The sequence below is a fragment of the Mycobacterium gallinarum genome (assembly GCF_010726765.1).
Lineage (GTDB): Bacteria > Actinomycetota > Actinomycetes > Mycobacteriales > Mycobacteriaceae > Mycobacterium > Mycobacterium gallinarum.
This window is the reverse complement of record NZ_AP022601.1, coordinates 1,778,684-1,794,067: the sequence shown is the minus strand read 5'-3', so window position 1 is coordinate 1,794,067 and position 15,384 is coordinate 1,778,684. Positions and strand designations below refer to the sequence as shown.

The following is a 15,384-nucleotide window of genomic DNA, read 5'->3' as shown; positions in this document are numbered from 1 at the left end:
GCTCAGGCCCGATTTGTCGGCTCAGCCGACGTTGGCCGGAATGTGACGGGTAGGTGCTTGGGGGAGCGAAATGGCATACCGACGATCTTCGTATCGTCGTCGGCGATTAGTTGGAAATCGGTCAAACGGTCGAAGAGGCTCGTCAGCATTGCCTTCGTTTCGACCCGGGCCAGATGCATTCCGAGGCAGCTGTGAATGCCTCCCGCGAACGAGATGTGAGCCCGACGCGGGCGGTGGATGTCGAACACGTCGGGGTTCTCCCACCGCTTGTCGTCACGATTGGCGGCGCCCATGCATAAGGTGATCGACGCGCCCTCCGGGATTGTCATGCCGTGCATCTCGACATCACGGGTGGTGTTGCGAGCCACGAGCACCAGCGGGGTCTCGAACCGAATGCCTTCCTCGATCGCGGCCGGGATGAGACTGCGGTCCCGTTGCAGTGCCTCGAGTTGGTCTGGATGGGTCAGCAACAGCTGCAACAGATTTCCCGAGGACCGGTAAGTGGTCTCGAGTCCGGCGGGCAGCAGCAGGCGCAGGAACGAGATGATGGCCTCGTCGGTGAGCTTTTCCCCGTCGATCTCCGCGGCAACGAGGTCGCCGATGACGTCGTTGGTGGGCTTGCTTCGCCGTTGATCCACCTGCTGCTGAAAGTAGGTGCCGAGTTCGACCGACGCGTTCAGGCCCGCTTCGATGTCCTCGGTGATGGAGATCAAGTCCAGTGACAGCCGCCGGAACATCTCGAGATCTTCCTGCGGCAGGCCGAGCAGGGCGGCGGTGACCCTGGTGGGGAACTCGAACGTCACCGCCTTGACCAGATCGACCTCGCCGTCGTCCTTGAACTCGTTGACCAGCTGATCACAGATCGGGTCGATCACCTCGGGTTCCCACTTGGCCAGCGAGCTCTGCTTGAAGGCCTTGCTCACCAGGCTGCGATGGTCGTGGTGCTGTTTCCCCGCCATGCCGAGGATCGTCGGGCCGAAGACCAACCCGATGGTCTGGTTGTACATCTCCGAGGCGAACACCGTGTCTTCGCGAAAGGCGGTGAAGACGCTGTCGAAGTCGAACAACGTCCAGTTCTCTGGGTTCTTCAACTCCTCGGGCATCAGGTCGCTCTCCATGAGCGTCCCGCGCCACACCGGCGACGTCTTACGCATGTGCTCGAAGTAGGGGTAGGGATCGTTCACCAAATCGGGGGCGGTCGGCTGATCATGCGAATCCGTGCTGGTCGTCACACATGCCTCCCGGCGCAAGCAAGTCGTTCGCTCTATCTTTACTATTTTAGTATTCTAGGTCAAGGGAGAGGAGGTCCTATGCAGCGCCGACCGGTATGTGCGGTCGAAGACCTGCCTCCGGGAACGATGAAGCTGGTCCAGGCCGGAAAGTTCGGCGTGGGCGTCTACAACATCGACGGGTCGCTCTACGCGATCGCGAACTATTGCTCACATGAGGGCGCACCGCTGTGCCTGGGCTACGTCAGGGGCACCACCGAGTACGACCCGGAGATGCCCGACCAGATCCGCCATGTGCGTGACGGCCAGATCGCGCGTTGCCCCTGGCATCAATGGGAGTTCGACATCACCACGGGAGAAAGCCTCGCCGATCCCAAGAAGCGAGTGCGCACGTACGAGGTGGACGTCGCGGATGGACAGGTGTATCTCACGGCATGACGATCATCGACGCGAATGTGCAGCCACATTTCCGGTTCAACTCCGAGATTCGGCGGTATCTGTCGGCGCCGCACAAGCTGCGCGCCATTCCCGACGTGGAGCAGCAGTGGTACCAGGCGCCGGGCGGGGACTACCGCCAGGACCTGTACGGCGACGGCTATCCCGGGTCGGATCCAGATACCGTGGCGCATCATCTCTTCGACGGCAACGGCGTTGCCTTCGGCTCTTCGCGCGAGCGGCTCATCGCTGACTACGCGATTCTCAATCCGCTGACGCGCGGCAACATCGCCGATTATCTGCTGAACAGCCGGATCTGCGCGGCGGTCAACGACTGGCTGCTCGACCGTTGGCTGGATCCGGACACGTCGAACCGGTTCCGCGGCACCATCCGGGTCAACCCCGAGGACGTCAGGGGGGCGGTCGCCGAGATCGAGCGACTGGCCGACCACCCGAAGATGGTTCAGGTCGGTGTTCCGATGCAGTCGCGTGAGCCCTACGGCAAACCGATGTTCGAGCCGATCTGGGAGGCCGCCGCCGCACACGGGCTACCGGTGGCCGTACATATCAACGGAGGCAACGGTGTTGACCATGCGCCGACGTTCGCCGGTCATGCCTACACCTACCCGGGCTACGCCGCATTCATGCCGCTGAACTCGTTCGTCCACCTTGCGACGCTGATCGTCGAGGGCATGTTCGGACGGCACCCCGATCTGCGATTCGTCTTCGCCGACGGCGGCTACGACATTCTCACGCCACTCATGTGGCGGCTCGACACGTTCTGGATGTCGATGCGGGATCAAACCCCGTGGGTGGACCGGTTTCCCAGCGAGTACCTGCGCGACCATGTGCGATTCTGTTCGTCGGCGCTCGACGGGCCGACGGACGAGGGCCAGGCTGAGCAGTGGATGGACTTCACCGACAAGGCCGACCTGCTGATGTACGGGTCGAGCTACCCACACTGGTCCGCAACGGGGCCCGACACCGTCGTCGCAGGTCTCAACAGTCACCAGCGGAACAAAGTGTTGTGGCGCAACGCAAGTGAGCTCTATGGTGTCACGCCGGCCGAGCAGGCAATCCAGGCAGGGAGAGGAGTCTGACATGACGACCGTCGAGAGCGTTCGGGACAGGACCGCCGCCGCGGATATCGCGGTGACGATCGTCGACACCGACGTCCACCCGCTGCCCGTGTCGGCCGAAGTGCTCAAGTCGTATGCGCCCGCGGAATGGAAGGACAAACTCTGGCCGACGGGTAATGCGGCCTCACCGGTCCCGCATTTCTATGACACGCCGGACTCGTACAAGACGAACTCACTGCGGGTTGACGCGAGCCCGCCGAGCGGCGGTGTCGCGGGCAGTGATCCGGACTTCGCAGCCAAGCAACTGCTGGTCGATGCCGGCGTGAGTATCGCTGTGCTGGAACCGATGTGCGACGCGCAGCTGCCGCAGGCCGAGGACGTCCTGAAGGCCACCCACAACGACTGGCTCGCCGACGTGTGGCTGGGCGAGGCCAACTGGCACGGCCGTTGGCGAGGCGCGATCAGCGTCACCGCCCAGGATCCGGTAGCCGCCGCACGCGAGATCGAGCGGTGGGCCGGGCACCCGTACATGGCCGAAGTGCTCATGACGCCGCAGACACGCGGGATCCCGTTCGGTAGCCCGCACTTCGATCCGATGTATGCGGCCGCGGCACGCCATGGTCTGCCCGTCGCCACCCACCTCATGGGGCAGACGCCGTTCGAGTTGATTCCGATCTACCCGGTCGGCAACCCGGCGCACTGGCACGACTTCTTCGCGTCCTGGCCGCTGCTGTATGTGTCGCATCTGATGAGCCTGGTGTTCGACGGCGCCTTCGACCGTCATCCCGATCTACGGGTGGTGTTCGTCGAGGGTGGCTTCACGTGGGCGTTGCCTGCGATGTGGCGGATGGACCGAATCTGGGAGCAGCGCAAGGCAGATCTGCCGCAGGTGCGTCGTAAGCCGTCGGACTATGTCCGCGAGCACGTGCGATTCACGACCCAACCGCTCGAGGAGGTCGACCTCGGCGAGTACCGCAAGTACCTCGAGATGATGGATCTCGGCGACAACATCATGTTCTCCACCGACTACCCGCACTGGAGCTACGACTCGCCGGACTGGGCGATCAGACGGTTCCCGGCGGACCAGCGTGAGCGAATCATGCGCGGCAACGCCATGGCGCTGTACGGCTTGCCCGCCACCGTCAAGGCGTTGCCTTCTGAATTGCCGGGCGCAGGTGGACTCGCCGTTTGACGTACACGCTGTCGAATCGGCACTGACCGACCTGGTCCGCGATTACGACAAGCGTTGGTCGAACCTGGATTTCCACGCGCTGGGCGATCTTTGGACGCGCGACGACCCGTCGCCCATCTACGTCGGTGACGAGTACGCGGCGCCGGTGATCGGCAACGACGAACTCGAACGGCACTGGGCGAGGGTGGCCGGACGGCTCAAGTCGGCGACGGTGTCGTCGACGTTGCATGAGTTCGACATGGTGGACGACACCGTGGTCCGCGCCATCGTGCTGAGCCGCTGGCGCCTGGCGGGCGCAGAAGTCGACGGCGAACGAAACGGCGCGAGTTGGATCACCTGGCTGCTGGTCCGTCGCGGCGACCGGCTGAGGATCTTTCATCAGATGGAGTCGCAGATTCACCTCGCCGACTGACTGCGATTTCGGTGTAGTTGGTCGCGCTCACCGCGACCCGCGACACCGAAATCACTGTTTGGCAGCCAGCGGGACCACGGGGGTGCGGGCGTGCGGCCCGCGGGTGATTGCGTGCAAACGGATTTCGGGCAGATCGACCGACGGGTCGAGGGTATCCAGCCAGGCGACGGCGTCGGCGACATCGGCGGCACGGATCGCGTACATCTCGAACGGCACTTCCTGCAGCATCTCGGTCTCGACGGGCCCCGGGGTGACGATGTGTACGTTGATCCCGTCGCGGTCGACCTCGCGCGCCAGCGCGCCCGCGAACGCGTTCATACCGGCCTTCGACGCCGAATACGCCGTCCGCGCCATCATCGGTTCGTGGGCGGCCGACGACGAGATGAACACGAAGCGTGAGCCCTGCCTCATCTTCGGCAGCGCGGCGGACGTCACCACGAAACACGAGTCCAGATTCGCCGACATCGTCGCGCGCCATTGATCGAAAGTCTGCTTGCGAGCGTAGGTTCCGCCCAGAATTCCCGCCGCATGCACGACGAGATCGATCTCGTCGAGCGCGTCAACCGCGGCTGCGAACGTCTCAGGCTGCGCCGCGTCGGCGACGGCATAGCGCGCACCGATGGCTGCGGCCGCGTCGCGCAGGGGCTCTTCACGCCTGGCGGTCAGGACGACGTCGTAGCCGAGCTCGACGAGCTTGCGCCCGCACGCGATTCCGATTCCACCGCTACCGCCGGTTACCAAGGCGCTACGCACGCGGCCCTCTCAGTGCTTGCGTCGGGCCAGTGCCTGCGGCGACAGCGCCACGATCCGCTGCTCGGGATCGACGGCGCTGAAGTAGGTCTGGGTGTCGGCGATGTGACGCGCCGACAGCTTGCGGGCACGCTCGCCGTCGCCGGCTTCGATGGCATCGGAGATCTTGTTGTGAATCGACATCGCGATGCGGCGTTGACTCATCGACGGGTATTCGCCGCGCGCCGTGGTCTCCTGGGCCCACCAGTTCAGGTGACCGGTCCACAGTGTCTCCAGGCTCCCTACGACGGCGATCATCGTGTGGTTGCCGCAGCCGCGGACGACCTCGTCGTGGAACTGCCCGCCGATCTCGGTGAACTGGGGTCCGTCCTCGATGCGCTCGGCCATCAGCGCGTTGATCTCTTTGAGCTTCGGAACGAGCTCTTCGCCGCGGTCGGCACGCCGCGCCGCCAGGGCCGCGCACATGGGCTCGAGTTCCTGCAGTGCGGCGCCCAGGTCGGAGAGCGGAACGGTGTCGCTCTGCAGCAGGAGTCCGAGCATGTATGCCGCGCTGGCTTTCGCGGGCGCGTGCACGACGGCACCACCGCGGTTTCCGCGGCGCACCGAAACCAGACCCTCGGTCTCGAGGATCCGCAAGGCTTCCCGCAGCGATACCAGGCTGACCCGGAACTGCTCGACGAGGACCTCCTGTCGTGGCAACAGGTCACCATCGGCGAGTTCGCCGTCGATGATCTGCCGACGGAGTTCGTCGGCGACGATCTCGGCCGTGCGGCGCGAGCCCAGTCGGCGGCGAGCCTCGGGTCCAATTCCCAACGTGGTCATATCGCCGACAATGCTAGCAGTGAAAGGCCCGCTACCTGGGGTGTACGTAAACGCTATCTGACAAAAGTTACTAATATGGCAAAGAAACCAGGGAGGCTCTAGCGGGTGAGTGACGTCGAGGATGTAGCACCTACGCCGCTGCATGATCTGCGCGTCGTCGAGATCAGCGATCGTATCGCGGGCGCTTACTGCGGGAAATTGCTGGCTGACGCGGGGGCCGACGTCGTCAAGGTGGAACCGGCCGGCGGTGACCCGCTGCGTCGCTTCACCGCGTCCGGTTCCGTGCCGCGCGACGGCGCGGACGCGCCGCTGTTCGCGTACCTGAACGCCGGGAAGCGCAGCGTGACAGGCATTTCCGACGGGCTGCTGACCGGTGCGGACATCGTGATCGTCACGGGAACCAGGGCCGCGGTGACCGCGCGGGGACTCGACCCGAAGCGCCTGCTCGACAATTCGCCCGGCCTCGTCATCGTCACCGTCTCCGACTTCGGCTGGACGGGTCCATGGGCCGAACGCCCAGCATCGGAGTTCACCTTGCAGGCCGACTCCGGGCTCACCGGGTTTCGCGGCGATCCCGCGGGCCCGCCGATCTCCGTCGGCGGCGACCTCGGGGAGTATCAGGGCGGCGTGTGGGCGGCCTACGGCGCGCTGGCCGCTCGCCGCGGGGTCAGCCGCGGAGGTCGCGGTGCGCACCTCGACATGTCGATGCTCGAGGCGATCACCCTGATGCAGAGCGGCGAATGGCTGCATTCGCAACTGCTGAAGGCCCCGCACGTCCGGCGCTCTGTCGAGGTCCCGTCGATCGAACCGGCGAAAGACGGCTTTGTCGGCATCAGCATGGTGACGGGGCAGCAGTGGTTGGACTTCGCGGCGATGGTGGATTGCCCGGAGTTCACCGAGGTGCCCCAGTTGCAATTCCAGATCGGGCGATGGGATTACCGCGATTGGATCCGGGAGCGTATCGACCCGTGGATGCGCGAGCGCACCGTCGCCGAAATCGTCGAACTGGGACAACTGTTCAGGTTGCCGCTCGCCGCGCTGGGAAACGGCGCCACCGTCCGCGAGATGGATCATCTGCGGGAGCGCGGTGTGTACGTCGACAACCCGGCCGGCTTTGCCCAACCGCGTCCGCCGTGGTTGATGTCCGTCGCGGCACCGTCGCCGATCCGGACCGCACCCTCGGTCGGCGACTCCGACGACGAACCCCTTTGGGAACCAAGGCAATCGACACCGGAGGCGACGGCAGGTCGTCCGCTGGCCGGTGTGCGAGTCATCGACTTCACCGCGTTCTGGGCGGGGCCGTCCGCGACGCATTCGCTGGCGGCGTTCGGGGCCGAGGTGATCAAGATCGAGTCGATCCAGCGGCCCGACGGCATACGTTACTCCGGCGGGATGCGCAAGGACGTCGACGACTGGTGGGAGTACGGCTGGGTCTTCCACGCCATGAACACCAACAAGCGATCGGTCACCCTCGATCTGCAGTCCGAGACCGGACTCGGTCTGATCAAGACGTTGATCGCGCAGGCCGACGTGGTGATCGAGAACTTCTCACCGCGAGTCATGGATCAATTCGGGCTCGACGCAGACGCGTTGCTCGAACTGAACCCGCGCCTGGTGATGGTGCGTATGCCGGCCTTCGGGCTGACCGGGCCGTGGCGCGACAGGGTGGGCTTCGCGCCCACCATGGAGCAGATCGCGGGCCTCGCCTGGGTGACCGGCATGCCGGACGAACTGCCGGTCGCCCCGCGTGGCGCGTGCGATCCGCTGGCGGGGACGCACGCGGCGTTCGCGCTCATGGCGGCACTCGAGTTCACCGAACGTACCGGTCGCGGTCAACTTGTCGAGGTGCCGATGGTCGAGAGTGTGCTCAACGTGACCGCCGTGCAGCCAATGGAATTCGAGATGTTCGGGTCGATCCTGGAGCGGCGCGGCAACAAGGGGCACCACCCCGGCGAGATGCAGGACATCTACCGCTGCGCCGGCGACGACAGCTGGATCGCCATGACCGTCCGCACCGAGGCCGAACGGGACGCGCTCGCCGCGCTGATAGGCGGTCAGGACGACCCTGCGCCATGGCTCGCCACACAGGACGCCGCGGCCGTCGTCGAGCGGCTGGTCGCCGCCGGCATCCCAGCGGCCGTGGTGATTTCACCGTCCGTGGTGATCGACAACCCACAGCTGGTACACCGCGGCTTCTTCGAGCCGCTCACCCATCCGAGCACCGGACCCGGTCTGTACCCGTGTCCGCCGTTCGCCCGGCTCGACGGCATGGACGCCTGGCTGCACCGTCCGCCACCGCGGCTGGGTCAGCACAACAGCGAGGTGCTGACAGAACTTTGCGGGCAGACGGAGGCGGATCTGGAACGCCTTGCGGCCGAGGGCGTCATCGGCACGAGACCGAAAGGGCTCTGACTCTCAGCGGGGCGTCAGCGAGATCGACATCTCGTCGAAAATCGACATGTTGTTGGCCAGTGTGGGGTGGGTGACCTTGGGGGCGCCGAGACTGATGTCGTCGGCGCGCACGAGCAACTCGTCGAGCGCGGCGCGGATCTCGGCGCGTGCGAGCATGGCGCCGAGGCAATGGTGCGGCCCGCCGCCGCCGAAGGTGACGTGGGGATTGTCGGTGCGGCCGATGTCGAAGACGAATGGGTCGGCGAACACCTCGTCATCCCGATTGGCCGAGCGCAGCATCGACACCACGCGATCACCCCTGGGAATGGTGATGCCGTCCATCTCCACGTCCACCTTCGTGGTGCGGGTCCAGAACGCGACCGGTGACGACCAGCGCAAGACCTCTTCGACCGCGCGTGCCCGGATCGACTCGTCGTCGCGATAGCGCTGTATTTCAACGGGATTGGCCACAAAGGCCTGAAGTCCGGCGGCCAACGCGTTCTTCGTCGTGTCACTGCCCGCCAGTGTGAGGACGAAGAAGAAGATCTCCAGTTCGTTCGCGGGGATGGACAACTCTTCGCCGCTCTCGTCGGTGACCACCGCGGTGGTCAGCGTGCTCCAGATGTCGTCGGTGGGGTTGCGCCGCTTCTCCGCGGTGAGTTCGAGCGCATAGGTGAAGATCTCCCCGAACAGCGCCATGTGCTCCTGCTCCTCGGTGCTCGTCTCGCTCCCGCCGGCGCCGGCCTTGAGGATGCGATCGAGCGTGTCGAAGATGCGGGGCCGGTCCTCGTCGGGGATCCCCACGATGTCGCCGATCACCGACATCGGCAGCACGTCGGCGACGTCGGTGATCCAGTCGCCGCCGCCGGATTCGAGTAACCCGTCGACCATCGCGGCGGCGCGCCGCCTGATGCCGTCCTCCAGCTTTCCGATGGCCTTGGGAGTGAACGCGTGCGACATCACCCGACGGCGCTTGGTGAGCACGGGCGGATCCATGGTGATGACGTTCGGAAACGACCCGATGGGCCCGATGCCCTGGATGAGAGGTCCGTCGGCAGCGGTGAAACTGTCGGTGTCCCGGTGGATGCGTTGCGCGTGGCGGTGCTTGGTCGTCATCCAGAAGGCGCGTTTGACCGTGCTGGCGACGCCGTCGGTCAGCTCGTGGTGGAAGATCGGCTTCTCACGACGGAATTCGGTGAACAGGTCATCGGGAAAACCGTTCTGCCACAGCGCAGAATCCGACAGATCGACCGGAGTGGTCGTGGGCATGCCTTCTCCTCGCGTCGCCGTCCTTGACCTAGAATGCCTAAAATAGTAAAAATAGGCAACGGGCAGGTTTAGCGACCTGCGGTTATTGTGCGCTCGGATGGAGATACGGCATGACGGCAGGCTCCTTTCAACAAGAAGAAGTTCACGACCCGCAGATCGATCCGTCTGAACGCGAGTTCGGTCCGAGTGGGATCAGCCTCTCGACGTACCGCTTTCCGACGGGTTGGTTCATCGTCGGCTTCGCCTCGGATCTGGAACCCGGTCAGGTCAAGCGCGCCCACTACTTCGGCGAGGAACTGGTGATGTTCCGCACCAAGTCCGGCAAGGTGAACGTGCTCGACGCCTATTGCCTGCACCTCGGAGCCAACATGGGCGTCGGCGGCACCGTCGAGGGTGAGCACATCGTCTGCCCGTGGCATGGCTGGGAGTGGCGCGGTGACGGCACCAATGCACTGATCCCGTACAGCAAGATCGGCTGCAAGCAGAACGTGAAGATCAAGTCGTATCCCGCCCAGGAGTGGTATGGCTTCATCGTCGTCTGGCACGAGCGTCACGGCCGCGCCCCCTACTGGCAGCCACCGGTGCTGCCCGAGCTCGAGACCGACGAGTACTACCCGTTGCATCCCCATTCGCGGATGCTCAACCGGGTCAAGGTGCACGCCCAGATGATCATCGAGAACGCGGCCGACCCGTATCACGTGCAGTTCGTGCACAAGGCCGACAGCGCCGCCAACACCACATCGTTCGACGCCAACGGCTACCACCTGCACGCGACGGTGACCGCGAACTTCGGCGGCGGACGCCCGTCGACGTGGCTCACCCCGGATGGGCCCGTCGACGCCAACATCATCTACGACAACTACTCGCTCGGCCTCGGCATCGTGCGCTTCCCGAAGGAGCTGGTTGCGACCATCGAGGTCACGGGTCAGACACCGGTCGACGAGGACTACACCGACTACTTCTACACCCAGGCGTCGGTGCGAGAGCCCGGCGACACCGGCGACAAGCCGGCGGGCCGCGCGGCGAAATTCCTTGCACTGCAACAGGAAGTCATCAAGCAGGACTTCTTCACCTGGGAGAACATGAAGTACCTCGAGAAGCCCAACCTGGCGCCGGAGGAGGCGCGCGACTACGCGGCGTTGCGGCGGTGGGCGCACAGGTTCTATCCGGGCGAAGAGCCGTCGCCGATCGACTTCGGATACACCGCCGACGGTGAGCCCGATCCGGCGGCAGCGGGGGCGTGATGCCCCGTGGCCGGGACGCCACGCTGAACCCTGCGGCCTTCGGCGTTGAATGCTTCAGCGTCCCTGAGGTGCTCGACCGTCGTGCAGATCAGTACGGCGACCAGGTGATGATGGCGATCGCCGGAAGCCCGGTCTCGTTCGCGCAAATGCGCGACCGTTCGTGCGCGGCCGCCCACGTCCTCTACGACCTGGGGGTCAAGCGCGGCGAGACGGTGGCGCTGTTCACCGGGACATGTCCGGAGTGGGTGTATTTCTGGCTGGGTGCCGCCCGCATCGGCGCGGTCTCCGCCGCGGTGAACGCCGCCAGCAAGGGCGAGTTCCTCGCGCACGCACTGAACCTGTCCCGGGCAGCAGTGGTGATCAGCGACGCTGCCCGCCAGGATCGATTGACCGAGGTCGCCGACGACGTCGTCACCCTGAGATCGGTTCTTGTACAGGGTCGTTCGCTCACCGAGGCGCTAGCGGCCGCCCCGGTGACGGCGCCCGACGTCGACCCCGTCGGACCGGACGAGATCGGGGCGCTCTTCTTCACCTCCGGCACCACTGGACCGTCGAAAGCCGTCGCCACCACCTGGGGATACCTGTTCAGCGCTGCGGCAACCGTCGCGTCGTCGTGGGAACTGCGGCAGGGCGACACACTGTGGACCGCGATGCCACTGTTCCATCTCAGCGCGGCACCCACCGTTCTGGCGCCCATGCTCGTCGGCGGTACGTGCGTGCTGGCCGCGGCCTTTCACCCCGGTCAAGTGTGGGACGAGATACGGGATTGCGGTGCAGTGGGTTTCGCGGGAGCAGGCGCGATGGTGTCGATGCTCACGCGCCTGCCCCCGGAGCCGCGAGACGCCGAGCTCGGCATTCGCTTCATCTCGGCGGCACCGATCGCCGCCGACATGTACCGCGCTATCGAGGAACGCTATCGCTGCCGCATCGTGACGATGTACGGCATGACCGAGGCGTTCCCCATCGCTTACAAATGCGTTTCCGACGATGGCGTACCGGGTACTTCTGGACGGGTCAACCCGGCTTTCGAGGTGAGAATCGTCGACGGTCAGGGGCAACCATTGCCCACCGGTACGGTCGGCGAGATTGCCTGCCGGGCGCGGGTGACACATGCGATGAGCGAGGGGTATGTGTCGTCGGCGCGCGGCAGCGACGGTTTGAGCGTCGATCGGCACCCGGAGTGGTTCGGTACCGGTGATCTGGGCTCGCTGGACGACGATGGCAACCTCACTTACGTGGATCGCGCCAAGGATTCGTTGCGCCGCCGCGGCGAGAACGTGTCGTCCGTCGAAGTCGAACAGACCGTGATGGGCCACCCGGCCGTCGCGGAAGCAGCGGCGGTCGCGATACCGAGTGACCTCGGCGAGGACGACATCTTGGTGGTTGTGACTTTGCGTGACGGTGCGACAGTGGATTTCGCCGAACTCTTGGACTTCTGCTCGGCGCGCATGCCGTACTTCTGCGTGCCGCGCTACCTCGAGACGGTCGACGAGATTCCCAAGAACGTCATCGGACGCGTCCGCAAGGATGTGCTCCGCAGCAGGGGACTGGGCGCCGGCGCCTGGGACCGTGAAGCGCACGGCTACGTGCTCACCCGGTAGGAGATCAGAATGTCGATGACATACCAACAGCAGTTCGTGATGGACGGACTCGCGGGACGCGCGGCCATCCTCAACCTGGGCGCACGACACAACCGGCTGTACTCGGACGGCGATCTCGCCGGGTGGATCGCGACGTTCCGTCACGCGGGTGCCACGTATGTGCGGGCGGGGGAGGCTTTCACCGACCTGCGTAAGGCGTTCGACGGTGGAGAAGGGGTGCGGCTGGTGACCGTCGACCACGAGATCGACGTCGACGGGGTCGACGCGACCCAGAAATGTGTGGCATTGCTGCTGCGCGACAACCAACTTCAGGCCTCCGGGACATACACCGACCGGCTCATCTACGAGCGCGGTGGCTGGTACTTCACGTCACGCGAGCTCGAATGGGATCACGTGCCACACGAAAGTGCGCTACCCGTGTGAACGACGGCATTCGGTACGAGTTCGCATACGGCACCTACGAGGACGCCCTGCGCATGGTCGGCATCCGCACGGAGCCGAGATATGCCGGGACGGCGGTCAGCGGTGCGCGCATTCAGCAATTCGCGTCGATGGTCCATGATCCGAACCCCGCCTATTGGGACGCCGACTTCGCCCGCGAGGTGTGGGGCGGTCTGCTCGCGCCGCCGGCACTGCTGATGGGCTGGCTGATCCCGCCTCCGTGGTTGCCGACCGGTGAGCCACCGCGGCCGTCGATCGCGATCCGCGTGCCCCTGCCCGGAACCACCTTCATCAACGCGTCCAACGAAGTCGAGTTTCCCATGACCATCCTCGAAGGAGACCGGCTGCACGTCGTCGAGGAGGTCGTCTCGGTGTCGCCGGAGAAGACCACGCGTGTCGGCACCGGACATTTCGTGCAGACCTGTGACCGGTTCCACCGCGCCGACGGGGCGCTGGTCGCCATCAACCGAAACACGCTGTTCCGGTTCACCCCGGCGGTGGCGTCGTGAAACCGTATGGCGGGCTGATGTGGGACGAGATCGTCGTGCCGACCGAGCTCGCCGAGGTCGTCGACCCGATCGATTATCAGCGTGTCGTGATGAACCCCGGCGCGACATGGGATTACTTTCCCGGCCACTACGACCCGGACTACGCGCGACGGCACGGCCAGCCGACGATTTTCGTCAACACGATGCACACCGCGGGCTTCGTCGATCGGATCGCGACCGGATGGGCCGGGCCCTACAGCAGGGTGGTGCGGCGCAAGGTCTCGCTGCTGGGCTCGTTCTATGCCGGCGACTCGATGGTCGGCCGCGGCCGGGTGGTGGACAAGCGCATCGAATCCACGGGTGACGTACACCGGCACCTCGTCGACCTCGAGATCGCCGTTTACAACCAGCGCGACGAACTGTGCTGCCCGGCTGAGGTCACCCTCGAAATCGGCTAGCTTGCGACGGGACGGACGCCTCTGAGTGTCGAATGTCCGCTCGGCGGAGGGGTTAGTCGAGATCGGGCAGCTTGCTCGCGCTCACCGTCGACTGCAACTCGACATACTCCGACAGTCCCTCGGATCCGAATTCGCGGCCGATTCCGGACTGCTTGAATCCGCCGAACGGCGCGGTCGTGTCGAGGGTGTACATGTTGATGCCGTACGTACCCGTCCGGACTTCGGCTGCGATCTGCAGACCGCGGGCCACGTCCGCCGTCCAGACGGAGCCGGCCAGGCCGTAATCGGTGTCGTTGGCGATCCGCACGGCCTCGGCCTCGTCGCGGTACTTCAGTACGGTCAACACCGGACCGAAGATCTCCTCCCGCGCGATGGTCATGTCGTTGGTCGCGTCGGCGAACAGCGTCGGCTGGACATACCAGCCGCGGTCATACGGTTTGTCCTTGCCGCCCATGATCATTCGCGCACCCGCATCGAGCCCCGCCTGGATGTAACCCTGCACCTTCTGCTGTTGGCGCTGCGCGACCAGCGGCCCGATATCGGTGGCGTCGTCGGCGGGGTCGCCCACCTGCAGGCCGGTCATCATGGAGGCGAGCGCGTCGACGACCTCGTCGTGTTTGCGCTCGCTCACCAGAATGCGGGTCTGCGCGACGCACGCCTGTCCGTTGTTCATCAGGCTGGCCATCTTGAGGTGATTGACGGTGTGCGCGATGTCGGCGTCGTCGAGGATGATGGCCGCGGACTTGCCGCCCAGTTCGAGGCTGACGCGCTTGAGCTGTTCACCGCACAGCGCAGCGATGTGCCTGCCCGTCGCCGACGATCCGGTGAACGAGATCTTGTCGACGCCGGGGTGGCGAACCAGCGTCTCCCCGGTCTCCCTGCCGCCGGGGACGATCGACACGACACCTTCGGGTAGGTCGATCTCCTCCAGCATCTCGGCCAACCACATGGCGTCCAAGGGTGTTTCGGGTGCCGGCTTGACCACGACCGTGCAGCCCGCGATCAGCGCCGGGATCATCTTCGGCATGATCAGGAACTGCGGCACGTTCCACGGCACGATCGCACCGACCACACCGACGGGGGCGCGACGCACGTGAACGTCGCCGAACAATCCCGGGCGTCGCTCGACCCACGGAAATTCCTTGGCCGTCGCCATATTGAGGTGCATCTGGGCGAGAGCGCCCGCGCCCTGCCCCAGCCTGCTGAAGCTCTTGGGTGAGCCCATCTCCGCGGTGATCAGGTCGGCGATCGCGTCGGTCTCGGCCATGTAGATGGCGGCGAGCTTCTCGATCTTCTCCATGCGTTCGCCGACGCTGAGCCGGGGCCACGGTCCCTCGTCGAACGCGGTTCTGGCGGCGGCGACCGCCTTGTCGACGTCCGCGGGGGCCGCTTCCGGCGTCTCGCCGATCGATTGCTCGGTATGTGGGGAGATCACGGAGAGTCGCTGACCCGTCGACGGTGTCTGCCAGTGGCCGCCGATATAGAGCTTGTCGTAGTTAAGGGATCGCATGTCGCCGCCTGTCCTACCGCCTAAAGTTGCTATTAATACAAACATAGTGAAAAAGGCAGGGCT

General features: G+C 65.2%; 15 protein-coding genes. 10 read left to right on the top strand and 5 right to left on the bottom strand.

Annotated features, from left to right (window positions below; genetic code table 11):
* Positions 1-2: 2 nt before the first annotated feature.
* On the bottom strand, positions 3-1,232 hold the full coding sequence (locus G6N42_RS08935; protein WP_163728673.1) for a cytochrome P450: 1,230 nt from the start codon (positions 1,230-1,232) through the stop codon (positions 3-5).
* Between the two features lie 78 nt (positions 1,233-1,310).
* On the opposite strand from G6N42_RS08935, the gene G6N42_RS08930 reads away from it, so the two are divergent.
* From G6N42_RS08930 to G6N42_RS08915, 4 genes are read left to right on the top strand one after another with little or no spacing between them, the layout of a single operon-like run.
* A complete protein-coding gene (locus G6N42_RS08930; RefSeq protein ID WP_163728670.1) occupies positions 1,311-1,667 on the top strand; it encodes a Rieske (2Fe-2S) protein in 357 nt (118 codons plus the stop codon).
* Entirely contained in the window at positions 1,664-2,764 is a 1,101-nt protein-coding gene (locus G6N42_RS08925; RefSeq protein WP_163728667.1) for an amidohydrolase family protein, read from the top strand. Before G6N42_RS08930 ends, G6N42_RS08925 begins: the two co-directional genes overlap by 4 nt.
* A gap of 1 nt (position 2,765) precedes the next feature.
* Positions 2,766-3,935, top strand: coding sequence for an amidohydrolase family protein (locus G6N42_RS08920; RefSeq protein ID WP_163728664.1), 1,170 nt, complete (start codon positions 2,766-2,768; stop codon positions 3,933-3,935).
* A complete protein-coding gene (locus G6N42_RS08915) occupies positions 3,919-4,347 on the top strand; it encodes a YybH family protein (protein WP_163728661.1) in 429 nt (142 codons plus the stop codon). The genes G6N42_RS08920 and G6N42_RS08915 overlap by 17 nt, the downstream gene beginning before the upstream one ends.
* A 51-nt stretch (positions 4,348-4,398) precedes the next feature.
* On the opposite strand, the gene G6N42_RS08910 is transcribed toward G6N42_RS08915, so the two are convergent.
* On the bottom strand, positions 4,399-5,100 hold the full coding sequence (locus tag G6N42_RS08910; RefSeq protein ID WP_163728659.1) for an SDR family oxidoreductase: 702 nt from the start codon (positions 5,098-5,100) through the stop codon (positions 4,399-4,401).
* A 9-nt stretch (positions 5,101-5,109) separates the two neighbouring features.
* Entirely contained in the window at positions 5,110-5,919 is an 810-nt protein-coding gene (locus G6N42_RS08905) for a FadR/GntR family transcriptional regulator (RefSeq protein WP_163728655.1), read from the bottom strand.
* A 105-nt stretch (positions 5,920-6,024) separates the two neighbouring features.
* Between G6N42_RS08905 and G6N42_RS08900 the strand changes: the two genes are divergently transcribed.
* The gene (locus tag G6N42_RS08900) at positions 6,025-8,331 is read left to right on the top strand and encodes a CaiB/BaiF CoA-transferase family protein (RefSeq protein ID WP_163728652.1); all 2,307 of its coding nucleotides are present in this window, start codon (positions 6,025-6,027) and stop codon (positions 8,329-8,331) included.
* A gap of 3 nt (positions 8,332-8,334) precedes the next feature.
* Here the strand turns inward: G6N42_RS08900 and G6N42_RS08895 are convergent, their stop codons facing one another.
* Positions 8,335-9,579 carry a cytochrome P450 gene (locus G6N42_RS08895; RefSeq protein ID WP_163728649.1) on the bottom strand — a complete coding sequence of 415 codons (1,245 nt, stop codon included), beginning with the start codon at positions 9,577-9,579 and terminating at the stop codon, positions 8,335-8,337.
* A 110-nt stretch (positions 9,580-9,689) separates the two neighbouring features.
* Between G6N42_RS08895 and G6N42_RS08890 the strand changes: the two genes are divergently transcribed.
* From G6N42_RS08890 to G6N42_RS08870, 5 genes are read left to right on the top strand one after another with little or no spacing between them, the layout of a single operon-like run.
* Positions 9,690-10,823 carry an aromatic ring-hydroxylating oxygenase subunit alpha gene (locus tag G6N42_RS08890; RefSeq protein ID WP_163728645.1) on the top strand — a complete coding sequence of 378 codons (1,134 nt, stop codon included), beginning with the start codon at positions 9,690-9,692 and terminating at the stop codon, positions 10,821-10,823.
* The gene (locus G6N42_RS08885; RefSeq protein ID WP_163728641.1) at positions 10,823-12,424 is read left to right on the top strand and encodes an AMP-binding protein; all 1,602 of its coding nucleotides are present in this window, start codon (positions 10,823-10,825) and stop codon (positions 12,422-12,424) included. The genes G6N42_RS08890 and G6N42_RS08885 overlap by 1 nt, the downstream gene beginning before the upstream one ends.
* A gap of 9 nt (positions 12,425-12,433) precedes the next feature.
* Positions 12,434-12,847, top strand: a complete 414-nt coding sequence (locus G6N42_RS08880; protein ID WP_163728639.1) for a nuclear transport factor 2 family protein — start codon at positions 12,434-12,436, stop codon at positions 12,845-12,847.
* Between the two features lie 53 nt (positions 12,848-12,900).
* Positions 12,901-13,374: an FAS1-like dehydratase domain-containing protein gene (locus G6N42_RS08875; protein ID WP_163737207.1), complete on the top strand. Its 474-nt coding sequence runs from the start codon at positions 12,901-12,903 to the stop codon at positions 13,372-13,374.
* A 17-nt stretch (positions 13,375-13,391) separates the two neighbouring features.
* Positions 13,392-13,811: a MaoC/PaaZ C-terminal domain-containing protein gene (locus G6N42_RS08870; protein ID WP_163737205.1), complete on the top strand. Its 420-nt coding sequence runs from the start codon at positions 13,392-13,394 to the stop codon at positions 13,809-13,811.
* A 52-nt stretch (positions 13,812-13,863) separates the two neighbouring features.
* On the opposite strand, the gene G6N42_RS08865 is transcribed toward G6N42_RS08870, so the two are convergent.
* Entirely contained in the window at positions 13,864-15,321 is a 1,458-nt protein-coding gene (locus tag G6N42_RS08865; RefSeq protein WP_163728636.1) for an aldehyde dehydrogenase, read from the bottom strand.
* Positions 15,322-15,384 lie beyond the last annotated feature (63 nt).